The organism is Citrobacter sp. RHBSTW-00986, from assembly GCF_013783065.1.
In the GTDB taxonomy this organism is placed as follows: Bacteria; Pseudomonadota; Gammaproteobacteria; order Enterobacterales; family Enterobacteriaceae; genus Citrobacter; species Citrobacter braakii.
The window spans coordinates 335,792-352,524 of the sequence record NZ_CP056200.1 but is presented as its reverse complement, the minus strand read 5'-3'; the positions used below and the strand labels follow the sequence as shown (position 1 = coordinate 352,524).

The following is a 16,733-nucleotide window of genomic DNA, read 5'->3' as shown; positions in this document are numbered from 1 at the left end:
GCGAGGCGCTTCATATTTTTTGAGATTCACCAACGAACAGGCGAAAAAAAACCGGGTAGAACCCGGTTTCTTCAGCAACGCAGAGCGCATTACGGCTTGGCGACAAAACCAATCGCTTCGTAAACCGCTTTCAACGTAACAGACGCGCGTGCGCTGGCTTTTTCTGCGCCATCTTTCATCACCTGCTGCAGGAAAGCTTCATCGTTACGGAAACGGTGATAACGCTCCTGAAGCTCGGTCAGCATGCCGGAAACAGCCTCTGCGACTTCACCTTTCAGATGACCATACATCTTGCCTTCAAAGTGTTGTTCCAGCTCCGGAATGCTCTGGCCGGTAACGGCAGAGAGGATATCCAGCAGGTTGGAAACACCCGCTTTATTCTGCACGTCGTAGCGTACAACAGGCGGCTCTTCGGAGTCGGTCATCGCACGTTTGATTTTCTTAACCACGGATTTCGGATCTTCCAGCAGGCCGATCACATTGTTGCGGTTGTCATCCGACTTGGACATTTTCTTCGTCGGCTCCAGCAGCGACATCACGCGCGCACCGGATTTAGGAATGAACGGCTCAGGCACTTTGAAGATGTCGCCATACAGGGCGTTGAAGCGCTGGGCGATATCGCGGCTTAGTTCCAGATGCTGTTTCTGATCTTCGCCAACCGGTACCTGGTTGGTCTGATACAGCAGGATGTCTGCCGCCATCAGCACCGGATAATCAAACAGACCGGCGTTGATGTTCTCCGCATAGCGTGCGGATTTGTCTTTGAACTGGGTCATACGGCTCAGCTCGCCGAAATAGGTGTAGCAGTTCAGCGCCCAACCTAACTGTGCGTGTTCCGGTACATGAGACTGGACGAAAATGGTGCTTTTTTCAGGATCGATACCGCATGCCAGATACAGCGCCAGCGTATCGAGCGTTGCTTTACGCAGCTGCTGAGCATCCTGACGAACGGTGATGGCATGTTGGTCAACGATGCAGTAGATGCAATGGTAGTCATCCTGCATGCTCACCCACTGACGCAGCGCACCCATATAGTTGCCAATGGTCAATTCACCTGAGGGCTGTGCGCCACTAAAAACGATGGGCTTAGTCATTTTTTGATTCCTGATTTTCGCTATGCGGAAGCCCGAGAACGGGCAGTAGTTCATTAATACGGTCGTAAATAACGTCGGGTTGGCTCAGCGCGATCGACTCGCCGTAGTTGTAGCCATAAGTCAGGCCAACGGACGGACAGCCAGCAGCTTTTGCCGCCTGAATATCATTACGTGAATCCCCTACGAAGAGCAATTGCTCCGGCTTGATGCCAAGCTTGCTTGCTACCAGCAGTAGCGGATCCGGATGCGGTTTTTTATTCTGCACGTCGTCACCACCGATGACCACGCTAAAGTATTTGGCGATATCTAACGCCTCAAGCAATGGCGCGACAAACGGGGTCGGTTTGTTGGTCACCAGACCCAGCGGCAATCCTTTCGCATGCATCGCGCCCAGCGTGTCGGCAACATCAGGGAACAGGAATGTCCCCTCTTCTGCGACATCGCCGTAGTATCTGTCGAACAGCTTACGCAAAATACGCACCTGTTCTTCGGCAGGGATATCATCATCAACGGGCGGTTTACCCATTGTCTTACGTAGTGTGGCGCGCTCCTGACGCGACCACGCCAGCGCGCGCTCCATCAGTACATCTGCACCGTTGCCAATCCAGGTGATAACGCGTTCTTCACCGGCAATCGGCAGTTCCAGCGCATACAGCGCCATATCCACCGCTGCGGTTAATCCCGGCGCGCTGTCGACCAGCGTACCGTCGAGGTCAAATGCAACGCCCCGAATATCCTGAAACTTATCCATGACTTACCTTCGCCAGTTCATTGCGCATTTCATCAATGACTTTTTTGTAGTCTGGTTGGTCGAAAATAGCAGAGCCTGCGACAAACATATCTGCACCCGCCGCCGCGATTTCACCAATGTTGTTCACCTTGACGCCGCCGTCCACTTCGAGGCGGATATCGTAGCCAGATTCATCAATACGACGACGCACTTCGCGCAGCTTATCCAGCGTTTGTGGGATGAAGGATTGCCCGCCAAAGCCTGGGTTAACGGACATCAGCAGGATCACATCGAGCTTATCCATGACGTAGTCCAGATAGCTCAGCGGTGTTGCCGGGTTAAACACCAGGCCCGCTTTACAGCCATGCTCTTTGATCAGCTGTAAAGTGCGATCGACATGCTCGGAGGCTTCCGGGTGAAAAGTAATGATGCTCGCGCCGGCGGCGGCGAAGTCCGGGACAATACGATCGACCGGTTTCACCATCAGATGAACGTCAATCGGGGCAGTAATGCCATATTTACGCAGCGATTTCAGTACCATCGGGCCGATGGTCAGGTTTGGTACGTAGTGATTGTCCATGACATCGAAGTGCACGACGTCGGCACCGGCAGTCAGCGCTCTCGCGGTGTCCTCACCCAGGCGGGCAAAATCAGCCGACAGAATTGAGGGGGCGATCAAATACTGTTTCATCCGCTTCTCCTTGAGAATTATTTCTTCGCAGGCGTTACAACTCCTGGTTTATACAGTGCCAGCAGTTCGTTCACCTTTTTACGCGTGCCGCCATTGCTGCTAATGCTGCGCCGCACTTTGACCTGAAAATGTTTCGCCGATCGGTACCATTCGCGGGTATCGGGCGTGTCATGGTTCGAAATTAACACCGGGATCTGCTTACTGACCAGCTTTTCTGCCATCTCGGCCAGATGTGCCTGCTCTTTTGGGCTAAAGCTGTTGGTATGATACGCGGTGAAATTTGCCGTCGCCGAAAGCGGTGCATAAGGCGGGTCACAATAGACCACAGAGTTGCTATCCGCACGGTCCATGCACTCTTCATAGGAGAGACAATGGAACTCCGCATTCTGCGCTTTTTCAGCAAAATGGTACAACTCGGCTTCCGGGAAGTAAGGTTTTTTATAACGACCAAACGGTACATTAAACTCGCCGCGCAGGTTATAACGGCACAATCCGTTGTAACCAAAGCGGTTCAGATACAAGAACAGCACTGCACGGCGGAACGGATCCTGACTGGCATTAAATTCTTCTCTGAACCGATAGTACACCTCAGCCTGATTAGTTTCAGGCATAAACAGCTCACGCGAAGCCTGCACATACTCATCGGTACGTGTCTTCACGATGTTATAGAGACTGATGAGGTCGCTGTTGATATCGGCAAGAATATAACGAGAAAAGTCGGTGTTGAGAAACACCGACCCGGCACCCACGAAAGGTTCAATCAGGCATTCACCCTGAGGTAAATGCCGTTTGATATCATCAAGCAGGGGGTATTTTCCCCCTGCCCATTTCAAAAAAGCGCGATTTTTTTTCATGCTGACTAACTAATTACACCTTCTCCGGCTGTGGAGAAAGCTCCGACAGCATCCTGCGCTTTAGTCTTTGTCCCGCAATTGGGCGAAACAGCAAACCATTGCAGAACATATCCTATCTTACTTCAAATCGGCCTGAACCTGGTGCAGCGGTTTTGCCCACGGATTTTTCGCCTGAATATCGGCGGGTAGCGTAGACACTGCACGTTTCGCATCTTCTTTAGACGCATACACGCCTGTTACCAGAACATACCACGGTTGACCGTTACGCGTCGTCTGATACACCACGTAGTTCTTCAGGTTTTCTTTCTTCGCCCAACCGTTAAGGTTGTCGTAGTTAGAAGAACTGCTGAGCTGCAGCGTGTAATGGCTGGACGGCGCAGATTTTAACGCTCCGACATTTCCTGCACTTTTCGCTCCACCAGCAACAGGTGTTGACGTTGTTGCCGTCGCAGTTGGCGCAGGCGTTGTAGTCGCGGTTGCTTTCGGCTCAACGGTCGCCTTCGGCGTAGCGGTAACCACAGGTGCTTTGGTTGTAGTCGTCGGCGCAGTTGCAGTTGGTTTTGCCTGAGCAACAGGTTTCGGCTCTGTCTGCGTCGCTTTCACCGTAGTTTGCGGTTTGCTCTTCGGCTCAATAACAGCCTGTTTACGTTCCTGGTGTGTCGCAGCAGGGCGTTCAGCCGTTTCCGTTTTCGCAGTCTGGCGCACAGCATTACCATTACGAACTGGCGCAACGGTCGCCGGTTCGGTCGGCAGCGTAGAGTTAACCACTACATTGTTAACCTGCTCCTGGCCTTGCGGTTGCGTCAGAGCGTTGTTCAGATCGCCCTGCACTTCAACACGCTGCTGGCCTTCAGTTGCCGCAGGTGTCTGACCTTGAGTTGGGGTAGAGGAAATCGGCGGTAAGGAAACATCCTGCTGGGTATTGCCAGCGGTCTGCTCAGCGCCTGCTGCAGCCGTAGTCGTGCTCGCTTGATCCGTCGCGTTGTTGCCAGAAAGATCGATGCTCTTCTCGCCAGATCCAGCCTGCTCACTGGGAGATGATGAGGGGGCTTTCAGCGCGGAACCGATACCGATGATCAGCAGCAACAGCACCAGGACACCGACACCCATCATCATATACTGACGAGAGGCAGGCTTGCTGGCGGGTTTCTTACGCTTGCGCGGACGACGTTCTACACGCTCTTCATCCACGTCATCGTCATCAGATTCATACTCTTCTTCAATGTCCCGTTCTTCTTCACGCTCTTTACGTGCGCGCGCAGGACGGCGATCGTCAGCATCCAGATCAACATCATCAAAATTGATTTGCGGCTCATTATCGCGTTCAGACGATTGACGAGAACGACCAGTACGACGATCGCTGGGATCGGGTTTCAGCTCGTCTTCTGGTTTGAATTCATCCATTTAACACCCCACTCAAAGGTTAATGCTTACGACTTTGCACATAACCTGAAGCTAAAAGACCTACGTTTCGCAACGCAAGCCAGACCTTTCTTGTTGTTACGCCGGCTGGCAATCAGCAATAGCGTTAAGAACCACCTCGTGCGACACTCCGCCGCGCACTTCACTCTTCCCTAATGCCAGCGGAAGCACTAAACGAATCTCTCCCGCTAACACTTTTTTATCTCGCAGCATGTGCGGCAGATAAGCCTCGCTGGACATTTCACGCGGTCCATTGACCGGCAAGCCCGCTCGCTGCAGCAGCGTAATGATGCGCTGCGTATCAGCGGAGGTAAACTGTCCAAGACGTTCTGACGTACGAGCAGCCATTACCATACCTGCTGCAACGGCTTCACCATGTAACCAATTGCCATAACCCATTTCAGCTTCGATCGCATGGCCAAACGTGTGTCCCAGATTCAGTAAAGCACGTAAGCCCATTTCACGCTCGTCCGCTGCGACAACTTCTGCTTTCAGCTCACAACAACGACGAATACAGTACGCCATCGCCGGACCATCCAGACGCAATAACGCATCCAGATTTTCTTCCAGCCAACTGAAAAATTCACCGTCAAGGATGATGCCGTATTTGATCACTTCCGCCAGCCCCGATGCCAGCTCACGCGCAGGAAGCGTTTTCAGACAATCGAGATCCACCACCACGGACGCCGGTTGGTAAAACGCGCCAATCATGTTTTTACCGAGGGGATGGTTTACGGCGGTTTTGCCGCCAACGGAGGAGTCGACCTGCGACAACAGGGTTGTCGGGACTTGAATAAAACGAACACCACGCTGATAGCTGGCTGCCGCAAAACCGGTCAGATCGCCTATCACGCCGCCGCCAAGTGCGACTAACGTGGTATCACGACCGTGCGGTTTTTGCAGTAACGCAGTGAAAACCGTATCCAGAACCGTCAGACTTTTATACTGCTCGCCATCGGGAAGGATAACGCTATCAACGTTAACACCCGTCTGTTCAAGTACGCCGCGAACCTTATCGAGATAAAGGGGAGCCAGGGTTTCGTTGGTCACCAACATAACCTGATCGCCCGATTTCAGCGGTAAGAATGAAGCTGGCTCATTAAACAAACCAGCCGCGATGGTGATAGGGTAACTACGTTCCCCGAGAGTGACTGTGATCCTCTCCATTACGCGACATCCACCTTAGTTACTTGTACCCGCAGACGAGTGTGTATTCAGCCAGAATTAGTTGCTTTCCAACATATGAATAATCTGGTTTGCTACGACTTTTGCGCTCTGATCGTCGGTGCGAATGGTCACGTCAGCAATCTCTTCGTACAGAGGATTGCGTTCGTCAGCCAACGCTTCCAGAACTTCACGAGGCGGCGATTCTACCTGCAGCAGCGGGCGTTTCTTGTCACGTTGAGTTCGCGCAAGTTGTTTTTCAATTGTCGTTTCAAGATAGACCACGACGCCACGCGCGGAAAGACGGTTACGTGTTTCACGTGATTTAACAGAGCCACCGCCAGTTGCCAGCACAATACCCTGTTTTTCCGTCAACTCGTTGATGACTTTTTCTTCGCGATCACGGAAGCCGTCTTCACCTTCTACATCGAAGACCCAGCCCACATCAGCTCCGGTTCGTTTCTCAATCTCTTGATCAGAATCGTAAAATTCCATATTGAGTTGTTGAGCTAACTGGCGCCCAATAGTGCTTTTTCCGGCACCCATAGGCCCAACCAGAAAGATATTGCGTTTCTCTGCCATTTTTTCGGTACTACTAAGACTATTCGTTAATGGTAAACCCGCTTCGCAGACACTCAGCGCAGCAGGACATGAACTGAAACCTCATAAGATATTGCGAGAGTCAGACTGAAAATTATCTCAATACTCAAGCGGGTTTGGCAACTGAATAAATCACCAAACCTTACGCATTTCTGGTCGTGGCAGGCATGCTACCCTGCAAACATCAGACCTGGCGACGTATCGCGCAGCCAAATGACACCAAATAAGCCTATGACACACCACCAGAAAGGCAAAGCGTATTTACTGCCGCATAAGTAAAGAAAAGTACCGACACTCAAATCGGTACTCCTTGTATGCTAAATACACCCGCACGTCAAATCTCTGAAACGTGTTCAGTGCAAAAACAACGGCTTTTCATGCATAAGTTATTGCGTTGAAACCAGTCTGGGCGTAATAAAAACCACTAATTCACGCCGTTCGTCTTCTTTACCATCATGACGAAAGAGAGAGCCAAGCCAGGGGATGTCGCCTAACAGCGGCACGCTGTCGGCTGCGGATTTATTCTTATGTGAAAAAATCCCGCCCAGCGCAATCGTCTCGCCGCTTTTTACCTCGACCTGAGTTTCAATCTCCTGCTTATCAATAGCCAGAACTTCGCCATCCGCCTGCTGTAGCACCTGCCCGGGAACATTCTGGCTGATATGCAGTTTCAGTCTGATTCGTCCTTTCTGCAATACGGTGGGCGTGACTTCCATCCCTAATACAGCTTCCTTGAACTCGACGGATGTCGCGCCGCTTTCACCGCTGGAGACCTGATAAGGGATCTCACTACCCTGCTTAATACTGGCAGGTTGCCGGTGAGAAGCCAGTAAGCGTGGACTGGCGATGATGTCCAACTGCTGTTTTTGCTCCAGCGCAGACAGCTCCAGCTCGAGTAAACGACCGTTAATACGGCCAATGTTAAATCCCACACGGGATGTGGCTGTGGATACAGAAAGATCGCTGGCAAGCGTTGTGACGTTCCCCACAGCCCCCGATTGCTGTGCGTCAGCCAGCGACCACTTCACCCCCAGCTCACGCAAGCTTTTTTCATTAATTGTCACGATATGCGCCGCCAGTTCGACTTGTGCAACCGGCAGATCCATTTGCGCCACCCACGTTTCCAGTGCGTTAAGCGCAACGCTATTATCACGCAGCAGTAAGCGGTTGGTGCGTTTATCCACCGTCATGCTTCCTTTGGCGCTGAGCAGCTTTTCTCCGGCCTTTGCCAGCTCGGAGGCATCAGCATATTGCAAAATGATACTGCGATGTTCCAACGGCAGGCTGGCCTGAAGCCGTGCCAGCTCATTGTCCTGACGAGCCGCATTTTCACTCTGCCATTGAACAGAATGCACATGCAGAATGTTGCCTTCCTGGCGTAATACCAGCCCGGCGCTTTTCACCACCGTTTGCAATGCCTGCTTCCAGGGCACATCCGTCAAATGCAGTGACAGCACACCGCTGACATCCGGAGAAACTACCAGGTTTTTCTTTTCCTGTTCGGCCAGCGCCTGCAATACCTGCACCACCGGCACATCATCGACCACCAGCGTCACGTTTTGTGATTTCGCCGCCAGTACGCTCTGAATCCCGACCACCAGTACGAGTACTATCCATGCCATCCATCGCTTCATTTATCGCTCCTTGTCGTTGCCACTGCCACTGCGACGGCTCGCAGTTTTTCCCTGTGTCGAGGGTTACGCTCTGGGCCGTTATCTGCGTAACCGTCCAACCGTTTTTCAGGACATCATTTCGCTCAACCCGCTGCCATTTTTTCTGGCTATCCTGAACAATGCCAATGGGTCGCACGCCCTGGCTCAATATTCCCTGATAGCGCCATGCCGACAGCTCAGCAATTTGGCAACGGTCCTCCGGCGGCAGGAAGGGATTACGCATACCGGTGAGTATCAGTACGCTTACGCACGCCAACAGCCAGCGTTCAACCATCATTCAGGCGCTCCAGTTGTAGTGTTAACAGCAGCTCCGCACCTTCTGCGTAAAGAGAAAACCGGCTGACGTTCATCCCTTGCTCCGCTAATTGGACAAACATCGGCGGGATGGCATCCCAGCCTGGCTTCAGCGTCATTTCTCCTCCCTGTGCGGAGGGTTGCCAGTGGATAAGATGTGCAAGAGGTGTCTGAAACAGCAGTGGGGAGAACGGAATCAGCGTCTCTTCAGGCTCTTCTGGCGATGCCGCCAGCAGATATAAATTTCGCCATTGTGCCTGAATGGCCGCTCGTTGCTGATTTAACGCCTCTTGTTGCATAACCCGTTTCTGCGCGGTGGAGCTGAGGCATAACATGACGACGATGAGCAGTCCCAGCATCCAGCCACCGCCGCAGATGAGCCGAAAGCGCGGCGACTGTGCTAACCAGCTATCACAAAGCGTTTTCATGCGCACCGCTCCGCATCAGTCGATAGTGGAATTGCCAGCGTCCCTGCGCATCCTGCTGCGTTTCGCCAGGGCTACCCAATTTAAACAGCGGCAGCTGGCGTAATTGCGCTTCCAGCGCCTTCAGCGCGGCAAAGCTCAGCGTGTTTCCCGTCAGTTCCAGTGTCTCCTGCTGCCAGGTTATTTTTGTTAACCACGCCTGCTCTGGCAGTAATTCCGCCAGCCCTTGCAAAACCCGCTGCCAGCTTCGGGTCTGCTCACGCTGTTTGTTCCGCGCTTGAACCTGTTGCCATCGTTGCTGGCGCTGCTGCACACGCGACTTTAGCGCCATTAAAGCCTCGGCCCGCGTCTTTTCGGCATCCGCTAACAACAATTCGACCTGGTTTTCTACGCTCAAAACGCTGTAATAGCGCAACAACACGCCGCTACTAAGCAGTAGCGAAGCGCCAAATAAAACACTCCAGAAGCGTAGGCAGGCGCGACGTCGCGTCTGGCGCCAGGGCAGAAGATTGATGGTCGCTATCATCAACATGTGCCTCCCATAGCGAGTCCCAGTGCAATGGTGAAGCGATGGCTTTGCGTTGGAATTGGCGGCTGGCGTACGGACACCACGCTTAAAGGATCGAAGCCGCTGGGATCGCATAGCGCAATGGCTGTCGTGGAAAGCGATAATGTCGCGGCAAGCTCGTCGATACAGCCAATATCGCCCGTTGATTTACGCCCCCATGCCGAACGGGTCGCCCATAGCCACTGGGTGTCATCACGCCATACCAGACACTGATGACGTTCTGGCAGGTAAGGTATAAATCGCTGTAACGCGCTGGCATCCGGCGTAATCGCCGTAACCTGCACCTTCAACGTTTGGATCAGCGTCAGAAGCGCTGAAATCTCTTTGCTTTGCGCGGCAGTGACGTTAAACGCCGGGCTTAACGTGTCTTCGCTATAATCAAAATGCAGCGCATCCGGCGCCATATCCAGCTCACGCGCCATCGAACCGGATAACCATGCGGCTTGCTCCGGCTCGCGCAGCATCATTTCCGGACGAGGGTACTTTTTTTGTAACGTCCTGTTGGCAGGAAAAGAGAGATGAATATGGTGTCGGCGAGGAAGTTCCCGGCTCCACGGCAGTAGCGCTGCGACAAGCTGTTCAGGCTCGCGAATGTGGCCATCGACGATAACCTGAGGCGTCAGCGGTATACGCCACCAGCGCTGGAGAAACCAACCGGATGCGTCGTGAACTACGGCGACAGCCAGCGCTTCATGTTGCTGAATATGCAGACCAATTTTCCAAATATTGAAAGCCATTGCTGATGATCTCCTTATCACCCGTTGCTTTAACGGGTATATCAATGCGTCTGGCTTGCCTTTATACTACCGCGCGTTTGTTTATAAACTGCCCAAATGCCACTAAATGGGAAATCTCCAGTGAAGTTCGTAAAGTATTTATTAATCCTTGCAGTATGTTGCATCCTGCTGGGAGCAGGCTCGATTTATGGCCTCTATCGCTATATTGAGCCGCAATTACCTGACGTCGCGACGCTCAAAGATGTGCGTTTACAGATCCCGATGCAGGTTTACAGTGCTGATGGCGAGCTGATCGCGCAATATGGCGAGAAACGTCGAATCCCGGTCACCCTGGATCAGATGCCGTCGGTAATGGTTAAAGCCTTTATCGCTACCGAAGACAGTCGCTTTTATGAGCACCACGGGGTAGACCCGGTGGGGATCTTCCGTGCTGCCAGCGTCGCGCTGTTCTCCGGCCATGCATCACAAGGGGCCAGCACCATCACCCAACAGTTGGCGAGAAACTTCTTCCTGAGCCCGGAACGTACGCTGATGCGTAAGATCAAAGAAGTGTTCCTGGCGATCCGCATTGAACAACTGCTGAGTAAAGATGAGATCCTCGAACTGTATCTGAACAAGATTTACCTGGGGTATCGCGCTTATGGCGTAGGTGCCGCCGCGCAGGTCTATTTCGGTAAGACGGTTGATCAGCTCAGCTTAAGTGAAATTGCGGTGATTGCCGGTCTGCCAAAAGCGCCGTCAACCTTCAACCCCCTCTATTCGATGGAAAGGGCAACCGCGCGACGTAACGTCGTACTGTCGCGTATGTTGAGCGAAAACTACATCACGCAGGCCCAGTACGATCAGGCGCGCGGCGAAGCCATTGACGCCAACTACCACGCGCCGGAAATTGCCTTCTCCGCGCCGTATCTCTCTGAGATGGTGCGCCAGGAGATGTATAACCGTTATGGTGAGAAAGCCTATGAGGACGGGTATCGCATCACCACCACCATTACGCGCAAAGTACAGCAGGCTGCTCAGCAGGCAGTACGTAACAACGTAATGGATTACGACATGCGCCACGGTTACCGCGGCCCGTCGAACGTGCTGTGGAAAGTGGGCGAAAGCAGTTGGGACAGCAAGAAAATCACCGATACGCTGAAAGCGCTACCGACTTATGGTCCCCTGCTACCGGCGGTTGTTACCAGCGCCAATCCGCAGGAAGCCATTGCCGCGTTGGCGGATGGTACGTCAGTGTCATTACGGATGGAAGGCATGCGCTGGGCGCGTCCTTACCGCTCGGATACCCAGCAAGGCCCGACGCCGCGCAAAGTGACTGATGTGGTGCAAACCGGGCAGCAAATCTGGGTACGCCAGGTTGGCGATGCCTGGTGGCTGGCACAAGTACCGGACGTCAACTCCGCACTGGTCTCCATCAATCCGCAAAACGGCGCGGTGCTGGCGCTGGTCGGTGGTTTTGACTTCAACCAGAGCAAGTTTAACCGTGCAACCCAGGCGTTACGCCAGGTGGGTTCCAACATCAAACCATTCCTGTATACCGCCGCGATGGATAAAGGTCTGACGCTGGCGAGCATGCTTAACGACGTGCCGATCTCCCGCTGGGATGCCGGCGCGGGTTCCGACTGGCAGCCGAAGAACTCACCGCCGCAATACGCCGGTCCTATCCGCTTACGTCAGGGGCTGGGTCAGTCGAAAAACGTGGTGATGGTACGCGCCATGCGCGCGATGGGCGTGGATTACGCGGCAGAGTATCTGCAACGTTTCGGCTTCCCGGCACAGAACATTGTGCACACCGAGTCGCTGGCGCTGGGTTCTGCCTCGTTCACGCCGTTGCAGGTGGCGCGCGGTTATGCAGTGATGTCTAACGGCGGCTTCCTGGTCGATCCGTATTTCATCAGTAAAATCGAAAGCGATATGGGCGGCGTTATCTTCGAGGCGAAGCCGAAAATTGCCTGTCCGGAATGCGATATTCCGGTGATTTATGGTGATACCCAGAAATCTAACGTGCTGGAAAACAGTAACGTCGAAGATGTCGCCGTCTCGCAGGAACAGCAGAATGCCTCCGTGCCTATGCCTCAGCTTGAGCAGGCAAACCAGGCGCTGGTCGCGCAAAGCGGAACGCAGGAGTACGCTCCACATGTGATCAACACGCCGCTGGCCTTCCTGATTAAAAGCGCCCTGAACACCAATATCTTTGGTGAGCCGGGCTGGATGGGAACCGGTTGGCGTGCAGGTCGCGATTTACAGCGCCATGATATCGGCGGGAAAACCGGGACCACCAACAGCTCTAAAGATGCATGGTTCTCCGGCTACGGGCCAGGCGTGGTGACGTCGGTATGGATCGGGTTTGATGACCATCGCCGCAATCTCGGACACACGACGGCTTCTGGGGCGATCAAAGACCAGATCTCCGGCTACGAAGGCGGCGCAAAGAGCGCACAGCCTGCCTGGGATGCCTATATGAAGTCCGTGCTGGAAGGCGTGCCTGAGCAGCCGCTGACGCCGCCGCCGGGTATCGTGACGGTCAATATCGATCGCAGCACCGGTCAACTGGCAAGCGGTGGCAACAGCCGCGCAGAATACTTCATTGAAGGCACTCAGCCGACGCAACAGGCGGTGCATGAGGTGGGGACGACCATTATTGATAATGGTGAGACGCACGAACTGTTCTGATCCCTGACCGATCAAAAAAAGGCGCTTCGGCGCTTTTTTATTATTCGTGAAGAGAAATTAAAGCCGCCCTTGTCCTTTCAGCCATTCGCGCACGAGGAACAGCGCACTCACATTACGCGCTTCGTGAAAATCAGGATCTTCCAGCAGATCCATCAAATGCGCCAGCGGCCAGCGCACCTGCGGTAATGGTTCAGGCTCATCACCTTCCAGCGATTCAGGATATAAGTCCTCCGCCACCACGATGTTCATCTTGCTGGAGAAATAGGACGGCGCCATGCTGAGTTTCTTTAAAAACGTCAGATCTTTTGCGCCAAACCCCACCTCTTCTTTCAGCTCCCGATTCGCCGCTTCGTACACGCTTTCGCCAGGATCGATTAACCCCTTGGAAAAACCCAATTCGTAAGATTCGGTCCCGACCGCGTATTCGCGGATGAGGATCAGGTGGTCGTCCACAATCGGCACAATCATTACCGCTTCACGCGTGGACGGGCGCATACGTTCATAAACGCGGCGTACGCCATTGCTGAACTCAAGGTCCACGCTTTCGACTTTAAACAGCCGGGATTGGGCGACGGTTTCCACTTTCAAAATCGTGGGTTTCTGTAATGATTTGCTCATTGTGAGGATCTTTGCTGTGAAATCTGGGGTTATTGTGCGATATACCGCACGGTTTCGGCAATGTGAATTGCCGTTTATTTACATTTATGTAACGTACTAAAAGTTAATCCCTATTTCAAATTAAAAGTCAATAGGTTGAAATAACTCCAGGAATTTGCTGATATTCCATTTTTAGTGATTTTGCTATGATTCGCATTTACTGGGCTGTACTTAAAGATGCTCAAGTTCGACTCCACACTTGCCGATAGCCAACCACAGAATCACGAATATTGAACAGGGTGCGACTGACCACGCCTGACAGACTAAGTAAGATGGGGAAAGCATGAGCACCATTCTGATTTTTTTAGCTGCTTTGCTGGCCTGCTCATTGCTTGCAGGATGGCTACTCAGAACGAAATCCAGACGGAAAAATTTACCCTTGAGCAACGTCTTCTCAGACGCCTCGAAGCGTAAACTCACGCCTGAAGAGCGCAGTGCAGTCGAAAACTATCTCGAAAGCCTTAGTCAAATTCAGCAGGTACCTGGTCCAACGGGCGCCAGCTCCGCGCCGGTGTCATTAACGCTGAATGCCCAAAGTAATAGCGTCATCGTCCTTACGCACGCGATTACACGTTACGGCATTACTACCGACGATCCTAACAAATGGCGTTACTATCTTGATTCCGTTGAGGTACATCTTCCCCCTTTCTGGGAACAATACATCAATGACGAAAACAGCGTTGAGCTAATCCACACCAATACGATACCGCTGGTTATCTCCCTGAACGGCCATACGCTGCAGGAATATATGCAGGAAGCGCGTGGCTATGCGTTACAGCACACCGCTTCTACCCAGGCGTCCATTCGCGGTGAAGAAAGCGAGCAGATTGAACTGCTGAATATTCGCCAGGAAACCCATGAAGAATATGCGCTTAGCCGCCCATCGGGATTGCGCGAGGCGTTACTGATTGCCGCATCGTTCCTGCTGTTCTTTTTCTGTTTGATAATCCCGGATACGTTTGTTCCGTGGACAGTTGGTGGCGCGGTGCTGCTACTGGCTGCGGGTCTGTGGGGGCTGTTTGCCCCACCGTCTAAAACCGCCCTGCGGGAAATTCATTGTCTGCGCGGTACGCCGCGTCGCTGGGGGCTGTTTGGCGAAAACGACCAGGAGCAAATTAATAATATCTCGCTAGGTATTATTGATCTGATTTATCCACCGCACTGGCAGCCTTACATCGCACAAGATCTTGGCCAGCAAACGGATATTGATATTTATCTCGATCGCCACGTTGTACGCCAGGGGCGCTTTTTATCGCTGCATGACGAAGTCAAAAACTTCCCGTTACAGCACTGGCTGCGCAACGCCGTCATCGCGGGCGGCTCGTTGCTGGTGCTGCTGATGCTGCTGTTTTGGATCCCGCTGGATATGCCGATAAAGCTTACGCTTTCCTGGATGAAGGGCGCACAAACTATCGAAGCCACCAGCGTTAAACAGCTTGAAAACGCGGGCGTTCGCGTGGGTGACACGCTGCATCTGAGCGGTACGGGTATGTGTAACATTCATACCCAGGGGAGCTGGAATGCGCAGCCTTCCGCGCCGTTTATGCCTTTCGATTGCACGCAAATTATCTGGAATGACGCGCGCGCATTACCGTTGCCTGAGTCCGACCTGGTGAATAAAGCCACCGCGCTCACGCAGGCGGTGAACCGCCAACTGCACCCCAAAGCGGATGATGACTCTCGCGTCAGCGCATCGTTACGCTCGGCAATCCAAAAGTCCGGAATGGTGTTACTGGACGATTTTGGCGAGATCGTCCTGAAAACGGCCGATCTGTGCGCGGCCAAAGATGAATGTGTACGTTTAAAAAATGCACTGGTTAACCTTGGTAACAGTAAAGACTGGACGGCACTGGTGAAACGGGCAAACGCAGGCAAACTGGATGGCGTGAACGTGCTGCTGCGTCCAGTAAGCGCGGAGTCGTTGGATAATCTGGTGAATACCTCTACGGCGCCGTTTATTTCACGCGAGACTGCGCGAGCGGCCCAGACGCTGAATAGCCCAGCCCCTGGCGGTTTCCTGATTATCAGCGACGAAGGCAGCGATCTGGTCGATCAGCCGTGGCCGACAACCTCGCTATATGACTATCCCCCACAGGAACAGTGGAACGCCTTCCAGCGCCTGGCGCAGATGCTGATGCAGACGCCGTTTCGCGCGGAGGGGATCGTCACCAATATTTCGACCGACGCCAATGGCACCCAGCACATTGGCCTGCACCGTATCCCGGATCGTTCAGGATTATGGCGTTACCTTGGCACGACGCTGCTGATGTTCTCCATGCTCGGATGCGCTGTCTACAACAGCATACAGGCCTTCAGACGCTACCAGCGTCACCGCTCCCGCATCACGGAAATTCAGAGCTACTACGAAAGTTGCCTGAATCCAACGCTGATTGACAACCCGGAAAGCCTGATTCGATAACACGCTCGCGCGACAGGATATGCTACCCTGTCGCGCATCATGTTTTCTTCTGGGGAGTTTCCATGCAGATCAATATTGCCTGGCAGGATGTCGATACCGTGTTGTTAGATATGGACGGCACGCTGCTCGACCTGGCATTCGATAACTATTTCTGGCAAAAACTGGTGCCGGAAACCTATGGCGCGAAACAGGGTATCTCTCCCCAGGAAGCCCAGGACTATATTCGTCAGCAGTATCATGCCGTGCAGCATACGCTAAACTGGTACTGCCTGGATTACTGGAGCGAATGCCTGGATCTTGATATTTGCGCCATGACAACGGAACAGGGACCGCGCGCCGTTTTGCGTGAAGATACCGTACCGTTTCTTGATGCCTTAAAAGCCAGCGGCAAGCGCCGTATTTTGCTCACCAACGCGCATCCCCATAACCTGGCGGTGAAGCTGGAGCATACCGGTCTGGCCTCACACCTTGATTTATTACTTTCCACCCACACATTTGGTTATCCCAAAGAGGATCAGCGGTTATGGCACGCTGTGGCTGAAGAAACGGGAATGAGTGCAGAGAAGACGCTGTTTATTGACGACAGCGAACCCATTCTCGACGCCGCTGCTCTGTACGGTATTCGTTACTGCCTCGGCGTGACCAATCCCGACTCAGGCATCGCGGAAAAACAGTACGCGCGCCATCCGTCACTGAATGACTACCGCCGACTGATCCCCTCACTGATGTGAA

The 16,733-nt window shown here is 53.2% G+C and carries 16 protein-coding genes; 3 read left to right on the top strand and 13 right to left on the bottom strand.

Annotated elements, in window-relative coordinates; genetic code table 11:
* Nucleotides 1–89: 89 nt before the first annotated feature.
* The 12 genes from trpS to HV345_RS01565 form a co-directional block, all read right to left on the bottom strand.
* Nucleotides 90–1,094, bottom strand: coding sequence for a tryptophan--tRNA ligase (trpS, locus tag HV345_RS01620; RefSeq protein WP_016154784.1), 1,005 nt, complete (start codon nucleotides 1,092–1,094; stop codon nucleotides 90–92).
* Nucleotides 1,087–1,845, bottom strand: a complete 759-nt coding sequence (gph, locus tag HV345_RS01615; RefSeq protein ID WP_016154785.1) for a phosphoglycolate phosphatase — start codon at nucleotides 1,843–1,845, stop codon at nucleotides 1,087–1,089. The genes trpS and gph overlap by 8 nt, the downstream gene beginning before the upstream one ends.
* Nucleotides 1,838–2,515, bottom strand: a complete 678-nt coding sequence (gene rpe, locus HV345_RS01610) for a ribulose-phosphate 3-epimerase (RefSeq protein WP_003023561.1) — start codon at nucleotides 2,513–2,515, stop codon at nucleotides 1,838–1,840. Before rpe ends, gph begins: the two co-directional genes overlap by 8 nt.
* A gap of 17 nt (nucleotides 2,516–2,532) precedes the next feature.
* On the bottom strand, nucleotides 2,533–3,369 hold the full coding sequence (gene dam / locus HV345_RS01605) for an adenine-specific DNA-methyltransferase (RefSeq protein ID WP_016154786.1): 837 nt from the start codon (nucleotides 3,367–3,369) through the stop codon (nucleotides 2,533–2,535).
* Nucleotides 3,370–3,486: 117 nt separating this feature from the next.
* Nucleotides 3,487–4,773 (bottom strand): cell division protein DamX, encoded by a 1,287-nt coding sequence (gene damX, locus HV345_RS01600; RefSeq protein WP_181636189.1) that lies wholly within the window; start codon nucleotides 4,771–4,773, stop codon nucleotides 3,487–3,489.
* 96 nt (nucleotides 4,774–4,869) lie between these two features.
* The gene (gene aroB, locus HV345_RS01595; protein WP_181636188.1) at nucleotides 4,870–5,958 is read right to left on the bottom strand and encodes a 3-dehydroquinate synthase; all 1,089 of its coding nucleotides are present in this window, start codon (nucleotides 5,956–5,958) and stop codon (nucleotides 4,870–4,872) included.
* 57 nt (nucleotides 5,959–6,015) lie between these two features.
* Nucleotides 6,016–6,537: a shikimate kinase AroK gene (gene aroK, locus HV345_RS01590; RefSeq protein ID WP_003023552.1), complete on the bottom strand. Its 522-nt coding sequence runs from the start codon at nucleotides 6,535–6,537 to the stop codon at nucleotides 6,016–6,018.
* Between the two features lie 404 nt (nucleotides 6,538–6,941).
* Complete coding sequence (hofQ, locus tag HV345_RS01585; protein ID WP_181636187.1) at nucleotides 6,942–8,189, bottom strand: DNA uptake porin HofQ; 1,248 nt, start codon at nucleotides 8,187–8,189, stop codon at nucleotides 6,942–6,944.
* Entirely contained in the window at nucleotides 8,092–8,505 is a 414-nt protein-coding gene (locus tag HV345_RS01580) for a HofP DNA utilization family protein (protein ID WP_181636186.1), read from the bottom strand. Before HV345_RS01580 ends, hofQ begins: the two co-directional genes overlap by 98 nt.
* Nucleotides 8,495–8,950, bottom strand: a complete 456-nt coding sequence (locus tag HV345_RS01575) for a hypothetical protein (protein ID WP_131347061.1) — start codon at nucleotides 8,948–8,950, stop codon at nucleotides 8,495–8,497. The genes HV345_RS01580 and HV345_RS01575 overlap by 11 nt, the downstream gene beginning before the upstream one ends.
* Nucleotides 8,934–9,473, bottom strand: coding sequence for a PilN domain-containing protein (locus HV345_RS01570; protein WP_046274535.1), 540 nt, complete (start codon nucleotides 9,471–9,473; stop codon nucleotides 8,934–8,936). The genes HV345_RS01575 and HV345_RS01570 overlap by 17 nt, the downstream gene beginning before the upstream one ends.
* Entirely contained in the window at nucleotides 9,473–10,252 is a 780-nt protein-coding gene (locus HV345_RS01565) for a hypothetical protein (protein WP_016157634.1), read from the bottom strand. The genes HV345_RS01570 and HV345_RS01565 overlap by 1 nt, the downstream gene beginning before the upstream one ends.
* A 120-nt stretch (nucleotides 10,253–10,372) precedes the next feature.
* Between HV345_RS01565 and mrcA the strand changes: the two genes are divergently transcribed.
* Entirely contained in the window at nucleotides 10,373–12,925 is a 2,553-nt protein-coding gene (mrcA, locus tag HV345_RS01560) for a peptidoglycan glycosyltransferase/peptidoglycan DD-transpeptidase MrcA (protein ID WP_181636185.1), read from the top strand.
* A gap of 57 nt (nucleotides 12,926–12,982) precedes the next feature.
* Here mrcA and nudE read toward each other — a convergent pair whose 3' ends face one another.
* Nucleotides 12,983–13,543 carry an ADP compounds hydrolase NudE gene (nudE, locus tag HV345_RS01555; protein ID WP_016154795.1) on the bottom strand — a complete coding sequence of 187 codons (561 nt, stop codon included), beginning with the start codon at nucleotides 13,541–13,543 and terminating at the stop codon, nucleotides 12,983–12,985.
* A 322-nt stretch (nucleotides 13,544–13,865) separates the two neighbouring features.
* On the opposite strand from nudE, the gene igaA reads away from it, so the two are divergent.
* Complete coding sequence (gene igaA, locus HV345_RS01550) at nucleotides 13,866–16,001, top strand: intracellular growth attenuator protein IgaA (RefSeq protein ID WP_019078148.1); 2,136 nt, start codon at nucleotides 13,866–13,868, stop codon at nucleotides 15,999–16,001.
* 62 nt (nucleotides 16,002–16,063) lie between these two features.
* Entirely contained in the window at nucleotides 16,064–16,732 is a 669-nt protein-coding gene (gene yrfG / locus HV345_RS01545) for a GMP/IMP nucleotidase (protein ID WP_016157638.1), read from the top strand.
* Nucleotide 16,733 lies beyond the last annotated feature (1 nt).